The 14,564-nt window shown below is 72.4% G+C and carries 13 protein-coding genes; 10 read left to right on the top strand and 3 right to left on the bottom strand.

Features of this window, described 5'->3' with window-relative positions; all coding sequences use genetic code 11:
• Both JIW86_RS29075 and JIW86_RS29080 read left to right on the top strand, forming a co-directional pair.
• Positions 1-765 (top strand): SDR family oxidoreductase, encoded by a 765-nt coding sequence (locus tag JIW86_RS29075; RefSeq protein ID WP_257556776.1) that lies wholly within the window; start codon positions 1-3, stop codon positions 763-765.
• Position 766: 1 nt separating this feature from the next.
• The gene (locus tag JIW86_RS29080; protein WP_257556777.1) at positions 767-1,675 is read left to right on the top strand and encodes an SDR family oxidoreductase; all 909 of its coding nucleotides are present in this window, start codon (positions 767-769) and stop codon (positions 1,673-1,675) included.
• Between the two features lie 21 nt (positions 1,676-1,696).
• Here the strand turns inward: JIW86_RS29080 and JIW86_RS29085 are convergent, their stop codons facing one another.
• Positions 1,697-2,170, bottom strand: coding sequence for a MarR family winged helix-turn-helix transcriptional regulator (locus JIW86_RS29085; RefSeq protein ID WP_215149958.1), 474 nt, complete (start codon positions 2,168-2,170; stop codon positions 1,697-1,699).
• Positions 2,171-2,278: 108 nt separating this feature from the next.
• On the opposite strand from JIW86_RS29085, the gene JIW86_RS29090 reads away from it, so the two are divergent.
• On the top strand, positions 2,279-3,739 hold the full coding sequence (locus JIW86_RS29090; RefSeq protein WP_257556778.1) for an MFS transporter: 1,461 nt from the start codon (positions 2,279-2,281) through the stop codon (positions 3,737-3,739).
• 85 nt (positions 3,740-3,824) lie between these two features.
• Here the strand turns inward: JIW86_RS29090 and JIW86_RS29095 are convergent, their stop codons facing one another.
• Together JIW86_RS29095 and JIW86_RS29100 are read right to left on the bottom strand one after the other, a co-directional pair.
• Complete coding sequence (locus tag JIW86_RS29095) at positions 3,825-4,496, bottom strand: HAD family acid phosphatase (RefSeq protein ID WP_215149956.1); 672 nt, start codon at positions 4,494-4,496, stop codon at positions 3,825-3,827.
• Between the two features lie 158 nt (positions 4,497-4,654).
• Positions 4,655-5,545, bottom strand: a complete 891-nt coding sequence (locus JIW86_RS29100) for a hypothetical protein (protein WP_257556779.1) — start codon at positions 5,543-5,545, stop codon at positions 4,655-4,657.
• Positions 5,546-5,697: 152 nt separating this feature from the next.
• On the opposite strand from JIW86_RS29100, the gene JIW86_RS29105 reads away from it, so the two are divergent.
• From JIW86_RS29105 to JIW86_RS29135, 7 genes are all read left to right on the top strand, one after another.
• Complete coding sequence (locus JIW86_RS29105) at positions 5,698-6,450, top strand: serine protease (RefSeq protein ID WP_266610326.1); 753 nt, start codon at positions 5,698-5,700, stop codon at positions 6,448-6,450.
• Between the two features lie 187 nt (positions 6,451-6,637).
• On the top strand, positions 6,638-7,291 hold the full coding sequence (locus tag JIW86_RS29110; RefSeq protein WP_257556781.1) for a response regulator: 654 nt from the start codon (positions 6,638-6,640) through the stop codon (positions 7,289-7,291).
• 10 nt (positions 7,292-7,301) lie between these two features.
• On the top strand, positions 7,302-8,465 hold the full coding sequence (locus JIW86_RS29115) for a sensor histidine kinase (RefSeq protein ID WP_322975558.1): 1,164 nt from the start codon (positions 7,302-7,304) through the stop codon (positions 8,463-8,465).
• An 89-nt stretch (positions 8,466-8,554) separates the two neighbouring features.
• Positions 8,555-8,884 carry a chorismate mutase gene (locus JIW86_RS29120; protein WP_215149952.1) on the top strand — a complete coding sequence of 110 codons (330 nt, stop codon included), beginning with the start codon at positions 8,555-8,557 and terminating at the stop codon, positions 8,882-8,884.
• Between the two features lie 86 nt (positions 8,885-8,970).
• Positions 8,971-11,499 (top strand): aminopeptidase N, encoded by a 2,529-nt coding sequence (gene pepN / locus JIW86_RS29125; RefSeq protein WP_416237613.1) that lies wholly within the window; start codon positions 8,971-8,973, stop codon positions 11,497-11,499.
• Positions 11,500-11,760: 261 nt separating this feature from the next.
• Positions 11,761-13,149, top strand: a complete 1,389-nt coding sequence (locus tag JIW86_RS29130) for a pyridoxal phosphate-dependent decarboxylase family protein (protein ID WP_257556783.1) — start codon at positions 11,761-11,763, stop codon at positions 13,147-13,149.
• The gene (locus tag JIW86_RS29135) at positions 13,146-14,555 is read left to right on the top strand and encodes a lysine N(6)-hydroxylase/L-ornithine N(5)-oxygenase family protein (protein WP_257556784.1); all 1,410 of its coding nucleotides are present in this window, start codon (positions 13,146-13,148) and stop codon (positions 14,553-14,555) included. The genes JIW86_RS29130 and JIW86_RS29135 overlap by 4 nt, the downstream gene beginning before the upstream one ends.
• Positions 14,556-14,564: the final 9 nt, after the last annotated feature.

The following is a 14,564-nucleotide window of genomic DNA, read 5'->3' on the forward strand; positions in this document are numbered from 1 at the left end:
ATGGAGCTCGACGGGAGGGTCGTCGTCGTCACCGGCGGGACCCGGGGCGTCGGCGCCGGGATCGCCCGGTCGTTCCTGGCGGCGGGAGCCGAGGTAGTCGTCTGCGCGCGGCGGCCCCCGGAGGAACCCGTCTCCGCGGACGGCCGCAAGGCCTCCTTCGCCGCCGTCGACCTGCGCAATCCGGCGGCCGTGCAGGACTTCTTCGGCGCGGTCGCGCGCCGGTACGGGCGCCTCGACTGCCTGGTCAACAACGCGGGCGGTACCCCGTACCGGCTGCTGGGGGAGGGCGAGGCGGAACGCCACGCCAGGGTCGTCGAGCTGAACCTGCTGGCGCCGATGACGGCTTCCCTCGCCGCCTACCCGTGGCTGCGGGAGGCGCGCGGCTCGGTGGTGATGATCGGCAGCGTCAGCGGCACCCGGCCCTCCCCGGGAACGGCGGCGTACGGGGCGGCGAAGGCGGGGCTGGAGAACCTGGCCCGCTCCATGGCCGTGGAGTGGGCCCCCGAGGTACGGGTGAACTCGCTGGTCCTGGGCATGGTGCGGACCGAGCTGTCGCACCTGCACTACGGGGACGAGGCCGGGATCGCGGCGGTCGGCGCGACCGTACCGCTGGGGCGGCTGGCGGAACCCTCGGACGTGGGGGAGGCGGCGGTGTTCCTGGCCTCGGGCCGGGCGGGGTACGTGAGCGGGGCGAGCCTGCTCGTGCACGGGGGCGGGGAACGCCCCGCGTTTCTGGATGCGGCAACCGTGAACAAGGAGAGCTGAGATGGCGGGACTGTGCGAAGGCAGGGTCGTGATCGTGACGGGCGCGGGGCGGGGGCTGGGGCGGGCCCACGCGCTGGCCTTCGCGGCCGAGGGGGCCAAGGTCGTCGTCAACGACCTGGGAGTGGGGCTGGACGGGCTGCCCGGGCCGGATTCCCCGGCCGGCCTGGTCGTCTCCGAAATCCGGGCGCTCGGCGGGGAGGCGGTGGCGCACGGCGGGGACATCGCCACGGGCGAGGGGGCGTCCTCGCTGGTGGAGTGCGCGGTCTCGGCGTTCGGGAGGCTGGACACGCTGGTCAACAACGCCGGGTTCCTGCGGGACCGGATGCTGGTGAACCTGGACGAGGACGACTGGGACGCCGTCATGCGGGTGCACCTGAAGGGGCACTTCCTGCCGCTGCGGGCGGCGGCCGCGTGGTGGCGGGCGGAGGCGAAGGCCGGCCGGCCGGTAGCCGCCCGGGTGGTCAACACCTCTTCGGGGGCGGGGCTGTTGGGCTCGGTGGGGCAGGGGAACTACAGCGCGGCCAAGGCCGGGATCCTGGGGCTCACGCTGGTCGCGGCCGCGGAGATGGGCCGGTACGGGGTCCAGGTCAACGCGATCGCCCCGGCGGCGCGGACCCGGATGACGGAGCAGACCTTCGCGCAGACCATGGCCGCGCCGGTCGCCGGGGCGTTCGACGCGATGGCCCCCGAGAACGTCTCCCCGCTGGTGGTGTGGCTCGGTTCCGGGGCCTCGGCCGGTGTCACGGGGCGGGTCTTCGAGGCGGAGGGCGGCCGCATCACGGTCATGGAGGGCTGGCGCCCCGGCCCCACCGCCGACCGGGACGCCCGCTGGACCCCCGCCGAGGCGGGCGAGGCCACCGTGAAACTCCTCGCCGCGGCGGAGTCCCCGCTCCCGGTCTACGGCTCCTGACAGCGGCCGGGCGGAGCCCGGTCAGGCGTCCGACAGGCGGGCCGCCGCGCGGCGTTGGCGGGTGTTCGAGCCGCGGAGGAAGCGGATCACCGTTTCCAGTTCCTCCGTGGTGAACTCCCCGCACAGTCCGGCGACTTCGCGGGCCCAGTCCTCGTACACCGGCTCCAGCTCGCGGATCTTCTCCGGGCGGACCTCCACCACCACCCGCCGCTTGTCCGTGGGGTGTTCGGCCCGGCGCACGTAACCCTTGCGTTCCAGCCGGTCCACCAGCCCCGTCACCGAGGCCGGGGCCAGGCCCGACTGCCCGGCCAGGTCCTTCGCCGTGAGCGGGCCGTGGCGCAGCAGCAGGTCGATGGTCTTCGCCTCCGTCGCGCCCAGGCCGCGCCTGGCCGCCACCGCCTCGTGGAACATCACCGTCACCGCGCTGGTCTCCCGGCCGGTGCGGTTCAGCTCCTCCAGTACCGCGGCGCGGCGCGCGTCCGCCTCATCGCTCATGAAGGCACCGTACCAAGAATTTAGTTCGCGCGAACGAAAGAGTTGCGATCACGCCTGCCCGCGTGTCAGTCTTTCGTTCGTCCGAACGAAATAATTCCGGAGGCCGTCATGATGACCCCCCATCCACGCCGCTGGGCCGCCGCCGTCGTCATGATGGTCGCCGCGCTCATGGACCTCCTCGACGTGACCATCGTCAACGTCGCCATCCCCTCCATCGGCCGTGACCTGCACGCCTCGCAGAGCGCCCTGCAGTGGCTCGTCTCCGCCTACCTGCTCGGCTTCGCCGCCACCCTGATCGTCTCCGGCCACCTCGGCGACCGGTACGGCCGCAAGGCGCTCTTCCTGGCCGGGACGGCCGGCTTCGGCCTCGCCAGCCTGGCCTGCGGCCTCGCCCAGAGCCCCGGCCAGCTGATCGCCGCCCGCGCCGCCCAGGGCGTGACGGCCGCCCTGCTGATGCCCCAGGTGCTCGGTTCCTTCCGCACCCTCTTCCAGGGCAAGGAGCGCGGCGCCGTCTTCGGCATGTACGGAGCCGTCGCCGGCTTCGCCGCGGCCATCGGACTGCTGCTCGGCGGCCTGCTCACCGACGCCGACCTCTTCGGCTGGGGCTGGCGCTCCGTCTTCCTCGTCAACGTGCCCGTCGCCGTGGCCACCCTCGCCGCCGGCGCGGTGCTGGTCCCCGCCACCCGCGAGCGCGGCGCCGGCCGGCCCGACCTGCTCGGCAGCATCGTCCTCGCCGCCGGCCTGATCGCCATCGTGCTGCCGCTGGTCCAGGGCGAGGCCAACGGCTGGCCGCTGTGGGGCTGGCTGTGCCTGGCCGCCGGAGTGCTCGCCGTCGTCGGCCTCGGCATCCTCGAAGCCCGGCGGCGCGGGGCGACCGTACCGCTGCTGCCCGTCCGGGCGTTCCGGCTGCCCGCCTTCTCCTTCGGCCTCGCCGTCCAACTGCTGTTCTCCGTCGGCATGCAGGGCTTCTTCCTGATCTTCGCGATCTGGCTCCAGGGCGGCGAGGGCTACACCCCGATGCAGGCGGGCCTGGTCACCGTCGCCTTCTCGGCCGGCGGCTTCCTCGCCGCCCCGGTCGCCGGCGCCCTCGCCGTGCGCTTCGGCCGCCTCGTACTCGTCGGCGGCGCGCTGATGATGGCGGGCGGTTTCGCCGGGGTCTGGTACGCCGTCGCCCACTCCGCCGAGGCGCACACCGGTGCCTGGCCGCTGGTGCCCGGTCTGCTCGTCGCGGGCGCCGGGCTCGGCTTCCTCGTGGTGCCGCTGGTGAACGTGGTGCTGTCCGCCGTCCCCGCCGACATCGCGGGCGGCGCCTCCGGAATCTTCTCCACCGCCCAGCAGTTCGGCGGCGCCCTCGGCGCGGCCGTCATCGGCTCCGTCTTCTTCGGCGCCCTCGCCGGTGGCGGCCCGACCCACGCCCTGACCACCGCGATGCCCTGGGTGAGCGCCGGCTTCCTGCTCAGCGCGGTGCTGTGCCTGGCCCTGCCGCGCACTGCGGTCTCACCGGAGGCGGAGGCGGAGGCAGGGACCGGGGCCGAGGGGCGGCCCGGGGTCGAGCCCGTGGCGGCGTAAGAGGGGTGCGTACGGGAAACACGTGCGGGCCGCGGTCACCGACCGCGGCCCGCACACGTTCCTCGGATTCCTCGGATTCCTCGGATCAGGACAGCTTGCCGTCGTAGTCCGGCAGCTTGACGGTGAGTTCGGCGTGGCCGCCGACCAGGTCGCTCGCGTTGTTCCCGATGTTGGCGATGATCGTGTAGCCGCGGCCCTCGATCTCGGCGCGCTTGCCCGTCTTGTACGCGCTCACCTCGTCGAACAGGTCCGGCAGATCACGGACGTAGAGCCCCGAGACCGGGTAGCCGACGGCCTTGAGGTTGCGCTCGGTGAGGGAGTAGATGATCCCGGGGCGGGCGGTGACGAAGAAGATCGCCACCCCGCGGTCGTTGGCGTACCGGGTCAGCTCGCGGACCTTGGCGATCGCGGGCGTCGGGAAGGTCCAGAACCAGTGGAAGTCCGTCTCCAGCGAGGAGTTGTCGATGTCGAGGACGATCGCGGGCTTCTCGCCGGCGGGCGAGGCGGCGATGCGCTGCTCGATGGCGGGGCGGACCGCGTCGATGACGGTGGCGACGTCGCGCTGCCAGGTGGCGTAGTCGATGCCGAGGATCGCCGCGTTGCCGCCGGGCGCTGAGGCCGAGACCGACGCGGGTGCGGCGGCCGGGGCCGGGGCCGCCTCGGCGGCGGTGGCGGGCAGCAGGGTCAGGACGGCGGCCGCGACGGCCACGCCGGCTGCGGTGGTACGGGTCGTGCGGGTGCGGCGGGTGCTGCGCATGTGGGGGCGCTCCTCGGTCACGTCTTGGCATGTACGCGACCAGAGTTGGCCAGATTCACCCCCATGTCTACTGGCCGGTAGGAAACTTTTCGTGGCCGGGCGATGAATCAAGGTGAATTCCGCCCGGACAGGCGCCCGGACAGGGCGCCCGGACGGTCCTAGGTGTCGCACTCCAGCACCGTGCGGCACAGCCCGCACCGGGCCCTGAGCGGCCCGCGCACCGGGAGCCGCAGCCGCTGCCCGCACACCGGGCAGGGGAAGCTCACCAGCAGCCCCGCGCCGTCCGGCTCGAAGCGGTACGCCGACCGGTCCGCCGGGGGAGTGCCGGTGCGCCGCGCCCTCGCGTACCGGCGCCGGGCGTGCGCGGAGGCGGCGGCGAGCGGGGCCCGGCGCCGCTCCCGCTCGGCCAGGGCGCGGCCGCGCACGTACGCCTCGTACGCCTGCGGGCTGCTGAACCAGGTGGAGAGGTCCTCGCCGAACAGGCCGGCGCGCCTGGCCAGGACGTAGCCGAACTCCTCCGGGGTGAGGTAGCCGAGCTTCTGATGGGTGAGCGCGTCCTCGCGGTAGGCGTCGAGCAGCAGCCAGCCGGCCCCGAGGAACGCGGCGGCGGTGTCGGTGAGGATCTCGTTCTCCGCGGTGGTGGGCAAGCGCAGGTCCAGGCGGTGCAGCAGGACGTGGGTGACCTCGTGGGCCAGGGCGGCGGCCAGGTCGCGGCGGTGGATGCGGAAGCGGTCGCTGACCTCGACGAAGTACTCGGGGCCCGCGGCCAGTTCCACCGTGGCCGCGTCCCGCATCGGCCGGAAGGCGACCACCATGCGGGCGTCGGGCAGCCGCAGGGCGCGCACCATCGCGGAGGCCACCCGGTGGGCCCCCAGGTGCAGGTCCTCGTCGCGGCCGAAGGCCGCGTCGGCGGGGGCGAAGCTCGTGTCGTAGGCCCGGATCCCGTCGGGGGTCAGCCGGCGGAACAGCGCCGTGATCGAGGCGCGGACCGTTTCCAGGTGCGGAAATCCGTGCTCGACCGGGCTGCTGTGCCTGCTGTTCTCCGTCATGCCGCCCCCAGAGCGGGAAGTTGTCCGAAAACGCGTTCTTGATGCCCGCCATACATCAGATGTGTCATGGACTCGTCATTCACCCAATGACGCGCACGGCCCAACCCCCCACGAAAGGCAGTGTGTTGACTGTGTCTACCCTCGTGCGGTTCATGAAGCGCACCCTCGCCGTCGGCGCCGTCGCCCTCGCGGCCGTCAGCCTCCAGCCCGGCACCGCCAGCGCCGGCCCGGCCCCCGTCGTCGGCGGCACCCGCGCCGCCCAGGGCGAATTCCCCTTCATGGTCCGCCTCTCCATGGGATGCGGCGGCGCCCTCTACACCCAGCAGATCGTCCTCACCGCCGCCCACTGTGTGAACGGCTCCGGCAACAACACCTCCATCACCGCCACCGCCGGAGTCGTCGACCTCAACAGCTCCAGCGCCATCAAGGTCAGGTCCACCAAGGTCAAGCAGGCCCCCGGCTACAACGGCAGCGGCAAGGACTGGGCCCTGATCAAGCTCGCCCAGCCCATCAACCTGCCCACCCTCAAGATCGCCGAGACCAAGCAGTACGACAACGGCACCTTCACCGTCGCCGGCTGGGGCGCCACCCGCGAAGGCGGCGGCCAGCAGCGCTACCTCATGAAGGCCACCGTCCCCTTCGTCTCCGACGCCAGCTGCCAGGCCTCGTACGGCAGCTCCCTCATCCCGAGCGAAGAGATCTGCGCCGGCTTCGCCCAGGGCGGCGTCGACACCTGCCAGGGCGACTCCGGCGGCCCCATGTTCCGCCGCGACAGCGCCAACGCCTGGATCCAGGTCGGCATAGTCAGCTGGGGCGAAGGCTGCGCCCGGCCCGACTACCCCGGCGTCTACACCGAGGTCTCCACCTTCGCCGCCGCGATCAAGAGCGCCGCGGCCGCCATGTAGCACCCGCCCCTCGTCCTTCCGGCCCCCTGAGAACGGGCCGGAAGGACGAGGCCCCGCGCCCCGTGCGTACGTATCGTCGGCAGCAGTACCGCCCGATGGTCCCCTGTGCGGTTGCGGGCCGGCGCCCGCACCGGTCCCATGGGAACGAAGCGCAGGCGGCAGCGGGCGACAGTGGGGCAGGCAACGCATGGCGATCAGAGTGGTCATCGCGGACGACCAGGAAATGGTCAGGACCGGCTTCCGCATGATCCTCGAAAGCCAGCCGGACATCGAGGTCGTCGCCGACGTCGTCGACGGCGAAGCCGCCCTCACCGCCGTCGCCGAGCACCGCCCCGACGTACTGCTCCTCGACATCCGCATGCCGAAGCTCGACGGCCTCGAAGTCACCCGCCGCCTCTCCGGCCAGGACACCCCGCACATCGTCATCGTCACCACCTTCGACCTCGACGAATACGTCCACGCGGCACTCCACGGCGGAGCATCCGGCTTCCTCCTGAAAGACGCCAGCCCGGCCATGCTGGTTGAAGCGGTACGCGCCGCGGCAGTCGGCGACTCACTCGTCTCGCCCGCCATCACGGTGCGGCTGCTGCGCGAAATGGCCCCACAGACCGCGGCCACCCAGACCCGCCGCCCCGCGGAACCCCTCACGGAACGGGAACGCGAAGTCGTACGCTGCCTCGCGCGCGGGCTCACCAACGCCGAGATCGCCGCCGAACTCTTCGTCTCCCTGTCCACCGTCAAAACCCACCTGGCCAACGTCCAGGCCAAACTCGACGCCCGCAACCGCGTCGAGATCGCCGCCTGGGCCTGGGAAAGCGGCCTGGCCGCCACCACGGCGTGACCCCGCCCCGGTGAGCCCCCTGGCGGGATGGGCCCGCCGCCACCCCCACACCGCCGACGCCATCCGCCTCGGCCTCTCCCTCGTCCTCCTCGCCCTCGTCACCTTCGAAGGAGTCGTCCTCGCCCGCCAGCCCAGCCTCCCCCACGCCGCCGTCTGGGCATCCGGCATCCTCGTCTGCCTCAGCGCCGCACCCTGGCCCCGCATCCCCCTCCTCACCCGCGCCTGGTTCGCCGCCGCCGTCACCTGGACCGTCACCCTCTCCCTCATCTTCGGCGACCACCCCCTCATCGTCTGGGGCGGCGGCGAGGCCATCGCCCTCCTCGTCCTGCTCTCCCAGGTCCTGCTCCGCGCCCCCGCCCGCACCGCCGCCGTCCTCGGCCCGCTCCTCGGCCTCGGCTGCATGGCCGTACCCGTACGCGACACCGACCCCGGCCGCTTCACCCTCCTCTTCTCCGTCCTCACCGTCGTCGTCGGCGCCTACTCCCTCCTCCTGCGCCTCCAGTCCGTCCAGCGCGTACGCGACCTGCGCGCCGTCCGCACCGCCGAACGCCTGGAACTCGCCCGCGAGCTCCACGACCTCGTCGCCCACCACGTCACCGGCATCGTCGTCGAGGCCCGCGCCGCCCGCTTCACCAAGGTCTCCGCCGAACGCGCCGCCGAGATCTTCGGCCGCATCGAAACCGCCGGCGACGAAGCCCTCGGCTCCATGCGCCGCCTCGTCAAGATCCTCCGCGAGAACGACGACGGCGAAACCACCGCAGGACACGGCGCCACCAGCCCCGTCGCCGGCCTCGCCGACGTCCGTGAACTCACCGAACGCTTCTCCCGCAGCGGCCCGCCCGTCGTCCTCTACATCGAAGAAGGCCTCGAAACCCGGCTCCCCGGCCACGTGGCCGCCACCGCCCACCGCATCGTCCTGGAAGCCCTCACCAACATCGGCAAGCACGCCGCCACCGCCACCGCCGTCCGCATCGGCCTGCGCACCCTCCCCGTAGGCCTCGAAGTCCGCATCGCCGACGACGGCGGCCACCCCGCCAAACTCTCCGACAACGCCCGCGGCGGCGGCTACGGCCTCGCCGGAATGGCCGAACGCGCCGAAGCCCTCGGCGGCTCCCTCACCGCCGGCCCCACCCCCGAAGGCGGCTGGCTCGTCACCGCGATCCTGCCGCTGTGACAGGAATCGGTCACAGATCTGACCAGTACCCGTCTCACGGATCGACTGCCCCGGGAACCACCCGCCCCCGCCACGTATTCTCGGGAACCATGAACAACAGCGACATCGACAACGGGATCGACGAAACCGTCGCCGCCGAACTCGCCCGCCTGCGGGACAGCATCGACAACATCGACGCGGCCGTGGTCCACATGCTCGCCGAGCGTTTCAAGTGCACCCAGCAGGTCGGCCACCTCAAGGCCAGGCACCAGCTCCCCCCGGCCGACCCGGGCCGCGAGGCCAGCCAGATCGCCCGGCTCCGCCAGCTCGCCGAGAACGCCAAACTCGACCCGGCCTTCGCCGAAAAACTCCTCAACTTCATCATCGCCGAGGTCATCCGCCACCACGAGACGATCGCAGCCGGCGAAGACCAGACCTGACAGGCCCCGGCAGGCCCTGGACGATCGCTCGGACAGGACCTGGAACCCGCTGGGGCCCAGCCGGCCCTTGCGGCAGCATGGGCCCCATGTCCGCACTGACGCGCAACGAAGCGCAGCTCCGAGCACAGCTCCTCGACGTCCACCACTACGTCGTCGGCCTCGACCTCACCGCCGGCGACGACACCTTCGAGTCCGCCACCGTCATCCGGTTCACCGCCAACACCGCCGGAGACACCTTCCTGGAGCTGAAACCGGACCTCCTGCACTCCGTCGCCCTCGACGGCAACCCCCTCGACCCCGCCGCCCTCGACGGCAACCGCCTCCCGCTCACCGGCCTCACCGAAGGCCCCCACGAGCTGCGCGTCGACGCCCGCATGCGCTACTCCCGCACCGGCGAGGGCCTGCACCGCTTCACCGACCCCGCCGACGGCGAGACGTACGTCTACTCCCAGATGTTCATGGACGACGTCCAGCGGGTCTTCCCGGCCTTCGACCAGCCCGACCTCAAGGCCGTCTTCGAATTCACCGTCGCCGCCCCCGCCCACTGGACCGTCCTCGCCAACGGCGTCACCACACGCCTCGCCGACCGGGACACCGACGGCGCCGGCATCTGGCAGTCCGCCGCCACCCCCGTCATCTCCACCTACCTCGCCGCCGTCGCCGCAGGCCCCTGGCACAGCGTGACCACCGAACACGCCGGACTGCCCTTCGGCATCCACTGCCGCCAGTCCCTCGCCCCCCACCTGGACGCCGACGCCGAAGAAATCCTCTCCCTCACCAAGGACTGCTTCGACCGCTACCAGGAAAAATTCACCGAGCCCTACCCCTTCGACTCCTACGACCAGGCCTTCGTACCCGAGTTCAACGCCGGAGCCATGGAGAACCCCGGCCTCGTCACCTTCCGCGACGAGTTCATCTACCGCTCCGCCGTCACCGACACCGAACGCCAGACCCGCGCCATGGTCATCGCCCACGAGATGGCCCACATGTGGTTCGGCGACCTCGTCACCCTCGCCTGGTTCGACGACATCTGGCTCAACGAATCCTTCGCCGAATACATGGGCTACCAGACCCTCACCGAAGCCACCCGCTTCACCGACACCTGGACCGAATTCGGCGTCACCCGCAAGGCCTGGGGCTACGACGCCGACCAACGCCCCTCCACCCACCCCGTCGCCCCCGACCCCGACGACGTCCCCGACACCGCCTCCGCCCTCCTCAACTTCGACGGCATCTCCTACGCCAAGGGCGCCTCCGCCCTGCGCCAACTCGTCACCTGGCTCGGCGAAAAGGACTTCCTCGCCGGCATCAACACCCACTTCGCCCGCCACAAGTTCGCCAACGCCTCCCTCGCCGACTTCGTCGACTCCCTCGCCGCCCACACCGAACGCGACGTCCACGCCTGGGCCCGGATCTGGCTGCGCACCACCGGCATCGACACCCTCACCCCACAGATCGAGGAGAGCACCGACGACGGCGACGGCCCCGGCGGCTGGACCCTCACCGTCGACCGCAAGGGCAGCCGCCCCCACCGCATCACCGCCGGCGTCTACCACCACGACACCGCCGACGCCCGCACCCTGGAGCGCACCGAACTCCTCCACCTCGACGTCCCCTCCGACGAGGTCCTCTCCGCCACCGGCCCGCGCCCGGCCCTCCTCGTCCTCAACGACGGCGACCTCACCTACGCCAAGGTCCGCCTCGACGAGACCTCCGTGGAAACCGTCCTGCGCGGCCTCTCCGGCATCCCCGACGCCCTCACCCGCACCGTCGTCTGGAACTCCCTGCGCGACATGGTCCGCGACGGCGAACTCGCCCCCGGCGACTACCTGGCCACCGCCGAAGCACACCTGCCCGAGGAACACGACCTGGCCCTCGTCCAGGGCGTCCTCACCTTCGCCCGCACCCAGATCGCCACCCGCTACGTCGCCCCCGAACAGCGCACCGCGGCCCTCGCCACCATCACCTCCATCGCCCGCGACCTGCTGCGGCGCACCGAGGACGGCTCAGACCCCGGCCTGCGCCTGACCGCCGTACGGACCCTCATCGACAGCGCCACCCAGCCCGACACCCCGGCCGCCTGGCTCGCCGACGACGCCGTCCCCGGCGGGCCCGCCCTCGACCCCGAGCTGCGCTGGCGCATCCTGGCCCGCCTCGCCGTCCTCGGCGCCATCGGGGAACGCGACATCGACGCCGCCGTCGCCGACGACCCCAGCGCCACCGGCCAGGAAGGCGCGGCCCGCTGCCGCGCAGCCCTCCCCACGGCGCAGGCCAAAGCCGCCGCCTGGGACCGCCTCTTCCACGACGACACCCTCTCCAACTACCTCTTCAGCGCCACCGCCCAGGGCTTCTGGCAGCCCGAACAGGCCGACCTCGTACGGGAGTACGTGCCCCGCTTCTACCCCGAGGCCGTCGCCCTCGCCGCCCGCCGCGGCCCGGCCATCGGCGAAGCCGCCGGCCGCTGGGCCTTCCCGGCCTACGCCGTGGACGAAGCCAACCTCCAGGCCGGCCACGACTGCCTCGCCGACCCGGACATCCTCCCCCTCCTGCGCCGCAAACTCGTCGACCAACTCGACGACCTGGCCCGCGCCCTGAGGGTGGTCCGCACCGCTTAAGCCCCGCCGGCGATTGAGGCGCGGGGGTCTGGGGGCGGAGCCCCTGGGGGCACCTCCCAGCGGTAGCTGGGGGAGAAACGGCGAAAGGGCGGGGCGGGGAGCAGCTCCGCGCAGCGGCACCCCCGCCCCGCCCCGCAGGGACCGGCAGGGACCGGCCGGAAATCGATCCCGGACAAACCCCGGCGGTTACCCCATTCGGGTCGGATCGTTGTACCGGCCGGGTGCCCCCGCCCCGCACCCCTCCCAGCCCCGGAGGACCCGATGACCGCGCCGCCCGGCACACTGCCCCCGCTCGCCGGCGGAGCCAACGGCCCCGCGGCCCTGCGGCCCCTCCTCGACACCGTCCTCGAAGCCCTCCGCACCGGAGCCGAGGAGCGCGGCGGGCCACTCCCGGCCGGCGGCCCCGACACCCTCGCGGCCCGCGTCCAGGCCGCACTGGGCGACGTACTCCCCACCAAGGGAACCGGGGACCACGAAGCGCTCCGGACCCTCGTCCACACCCTCGCCGCCGGCGCCGCAGACCCCGCCGACCCCCTCTGCGCAGCCCACCTGCACGGCCCGCCCCTCGCCGTCGCGGCCGCCGCCGACCTCGCCGCCAGCGCCCTCAACCCCTCCCTCGACTCCTGGGACCAGGCCCCCGCCGCCTCCGCCATCGAGGCCCTCGTCACCCGCGCACTCGCCGCCGAGTTCTACGACACCCCCCACGCCGACGCCCTCGTCACCACCGGCGGCACCGAAGCCAACCAACTCGCCCTGCTCCTCGCCCGCGAACGCCACGGCCCCCGCCTCACCGTCCTGCACGGCGCCAACGCCCACCACTCCATCCCCCGAGCCGCCTGGCTCCTCGGCCTCCCCCCGGCCACCACCATCCCCACCCCCACCGGCACCCTCGACCCCGCCGACCTCGCCCGAACCCTCGCCGCCACCACCGGCCCCACCCTCGTCACCGCGACCGCCGGCACCACCGACGCCGGACTCATCGACCCCCTCCACCGCATCGCCGACCTCTGCGACCGCCACGGCGCCGACCTCCACATCGACGCCGCCTACGGAGGACCGCTCGCCCTCAGCCCCCGCCACCGCGACAAGGTCACCGGCCTCGCACGAGCCACATCCCTCACCATCGACCTCCACAAACTCGGCTGGCAGCCCGTCGCCGCCGGACTCCTCGCCGTCCCCGACACCACCCTCCTCGCCCCCCTCGCCCACCAAGCCGACTACCTCAACGCCACCGACGACACCGAAGCCGGCCTGCCCGACCTCCTCGGCCGCTCCCTGCGCACGACCCGCCGCCCCGACATCCTCAAGATCGCCACCACCCTGCGCTCACTCGGCCGCGACGGCCTCACCCACCTCATCGACCACACCTGCGCACTCGCCCACCACCTCGCCACACGCCTCGACGCCCACCCCCACTTCGAACTCCACGCACCCCCCACCCTCACCACCGTGCTCTTCCGGCCCACCCACGCCGATGACACCCAGGTCGCCACCCTGCGCCGCACCCTCCTGCACGAAGGCCGCGCCGTCCTCGGCCGCACCCACGCCGACGGCCGCCTCTGGCTCAAAGCCACCCTGCTCAACCCGCACACCACCGCGGGGGACCTGGACACCCTCATCGCCCTCCTGGAAGGCAGCACCCACCGATGACCGCCCAGCTCGATGCCCCCCACGACCTCGTCGGAATCGGCATCGGCCCCTTCAACCTGTCCCTCGCGGCCCTCGCCCACGGCCTGCCGCACCAAGGAGCAGGCGAACTCGCCACCGCCTTCTACGACCAGCGCCGCGACTTCCGCTGGCACCCCGGACTCCTCATCGACGGAGCCACCCTCCAAGTCCCCTTCCTCGCCGACCTGGTCACCCTCGCCGACCCGGCCAGCCCCTGGAGCTTCCTCAACTACCTCAAGCACAAGGAACGGCTCTTCCCCTTCTACTTCGCCGAGCAGTTCCACATCCAGCGCGCCGAATACGACGCCTACTGCCGCTGGGTCGCCGGCCGCGTCCCCGGACTCCACTTCGGCCACCAGGTCGACGCCGTCCGCTGGAACCCCGAACGCGACCTCTTCGAAGTCGACTTCACCCAACTCGACCCCGACGGCGAAGCCGAAGCCCTCGGCCGCACCTACACCCGCCACCTCGCCCTAGGCATCGGCACCGCCCCCTACATCCCCGAACCCCTGCGCCCCCTCGCCGAAGCCCCCACCGTCCCCGTCATCCACTCCGCCGACTACCTCGACAACCGCCAACGCATCCTCAGCGCCGAACACGTCACCGTCATCGGATCAGGCCAGTCCGGCGCCGAAGTCTTCCTCGACCTCCTGCGCGCCCGCCCCGCCGGCCGCGAACGCCTCACCTGGCTCGCCCGCACCCCCTCCTTCGCCCCCATGGAGTACTCCAAGCTCGGCCTCGAACACTTCACCCCCGACTACACCCGCTACTTCCACGCCCTGACCGAACCCGTCCGCGACAAGCTCGTCCCCGCCCAATGGCAACTCCACAAGGGCATCGACGCCGACACCATCGCCGCCATCCACGACGAGCTCTACCGCCGCACCCTCCACGGCGGCTGGCCCGACACCGTCCTCACCCCCGGAGTCAGCGTCCGCACCGCCGGCCGCGTCGCCACCACCAAAGTCGAACTCCACCTCGAACACGTCGAACAAGGCACCCGCTCCCGCCTCACCACCGACGCCGTCGTCCTCGCCACCGGCTACAAGGAACGACCCCTCACCAGCCTCCTCGCAGGCCTCGACCCCTACCTGCGCAAGGACTCCTCCGACCGCCCCCGCATCGACGACCGCTACCGGATGATCACCGACCCCGCCGTCACCGGCAGCATCTTCGTCCAGAACGGCGAACGCCACACCCACGGCGTCGGAGCCCCCGACCTCGGCCTCGCCGCCTGGCGCAGCGCCGCCATCCTCAACACCCTCACGGGCAAAGAGCCCTACCCCCAGCCCACACGAACCGCCTTCACCACCTTCGGCCTCGACCAGCGGGAGCACACCCGCCCCCAACCCGCAGGCGAACTGCTCCCGCTGGTCGAACACCCCTAGGAAGACCGC

It is taken from the genome of Streptomyces sp. NBC_00162 (assembly GCF_024611995.1).
GTDB lineage: Bacteria > Actinomycetota > Actinomycetes > Streptomycetales > Streptomycetaceae > Streptomyces.

Excerpts from the sequence above, each read along its gene's own strand:
- JIW86_RS29110 (WP_257556781.1), top strand. The coding sequence starts at position 6,638 with ATGGCGATCAGAGTGGTCATCGCGGACGACCAGGAAATGGTCAGGACC.
- pepN (WP_416237613.1), top strand. The coding sequence starts at position 8,971 with ATGTCCGCACTGACGCGCAACGAAGCGCAGCTCCGAGCACAGCTCCTC.
- JIW86_RS29100 (WP_257556779.1), bottom strand. The coding sequence starts at position 5,545 with ATGACGGAGAACAGCAGGCACAGCAGCCCGGTCGAGCACGGATTTCCG.
- JIW86_RS29085 (WP_215149958.1), bottom strand. The coding sequence starts at position 2,170 with ATGAGCGATGAGGCGGACGCGCGCCGCGCCGCGGTACTGGAGGAGCTG.
- JIW86_RS29135 (WP_257556784.1), top strand. The coding sequence starts at position 13,146 with ATGACCGCCCAGCTCGATGCCCCCCACGACCTCGTCGGAATCGGCATC.
- JIW86_RS29090 (WP_257556778.1), top strand. The coding sequence starts at position 2,279 with ATGATGACCCCCCATCCACGCCGCTGGGCCGCCGCCGTCGTCATGATG.
- JIW86_RS29130 (WP_257556783.1), top strand. The coding sequence starts at position 11,761 with ATGACCGCGCCGCCCGGCACACTGCCCCCGCTCGCCGGCGGAGCCAAC.
- JIW86_RS29075 (WP_257556776.1), top strand. The coding sequence starts at position 1 with ATGGAGCTCGACGGGAGGGTCGTCGTCGTCACCGGCGGGACCCGGGGC.
- JIW86_RS29080 (WP_257556777.1), top strand. The coding sequence starts at position 767 with ATGGCGGGACTGTGCGAAGGCAGGGTCGTGATCGTGACGGGCGCGGGG.
- JIW86_RS29105 (WP_266610326.1), top strand. The coding sequence starts at position 5,698 with ATGAAGCGCACCCTCGCCGTCGGCGCCGTCGCCCTCGCGGCCGTCAGC.
- JIW86_RS29120 (WP_215149952.1), top strand. The coding sequence starts at position 8,555 with ATGAACAACAGCGACATCGACAACGGGATCGACGAAACCGTCGCCGCC.
- JIW86_RS29095 (WP_215149956.1), bottom strand. The coding sequence starts at position 4,496 with ATGCGCAGCACCCGCCGCACCCGCACGACCCGTACCACCGCAGCCGGC.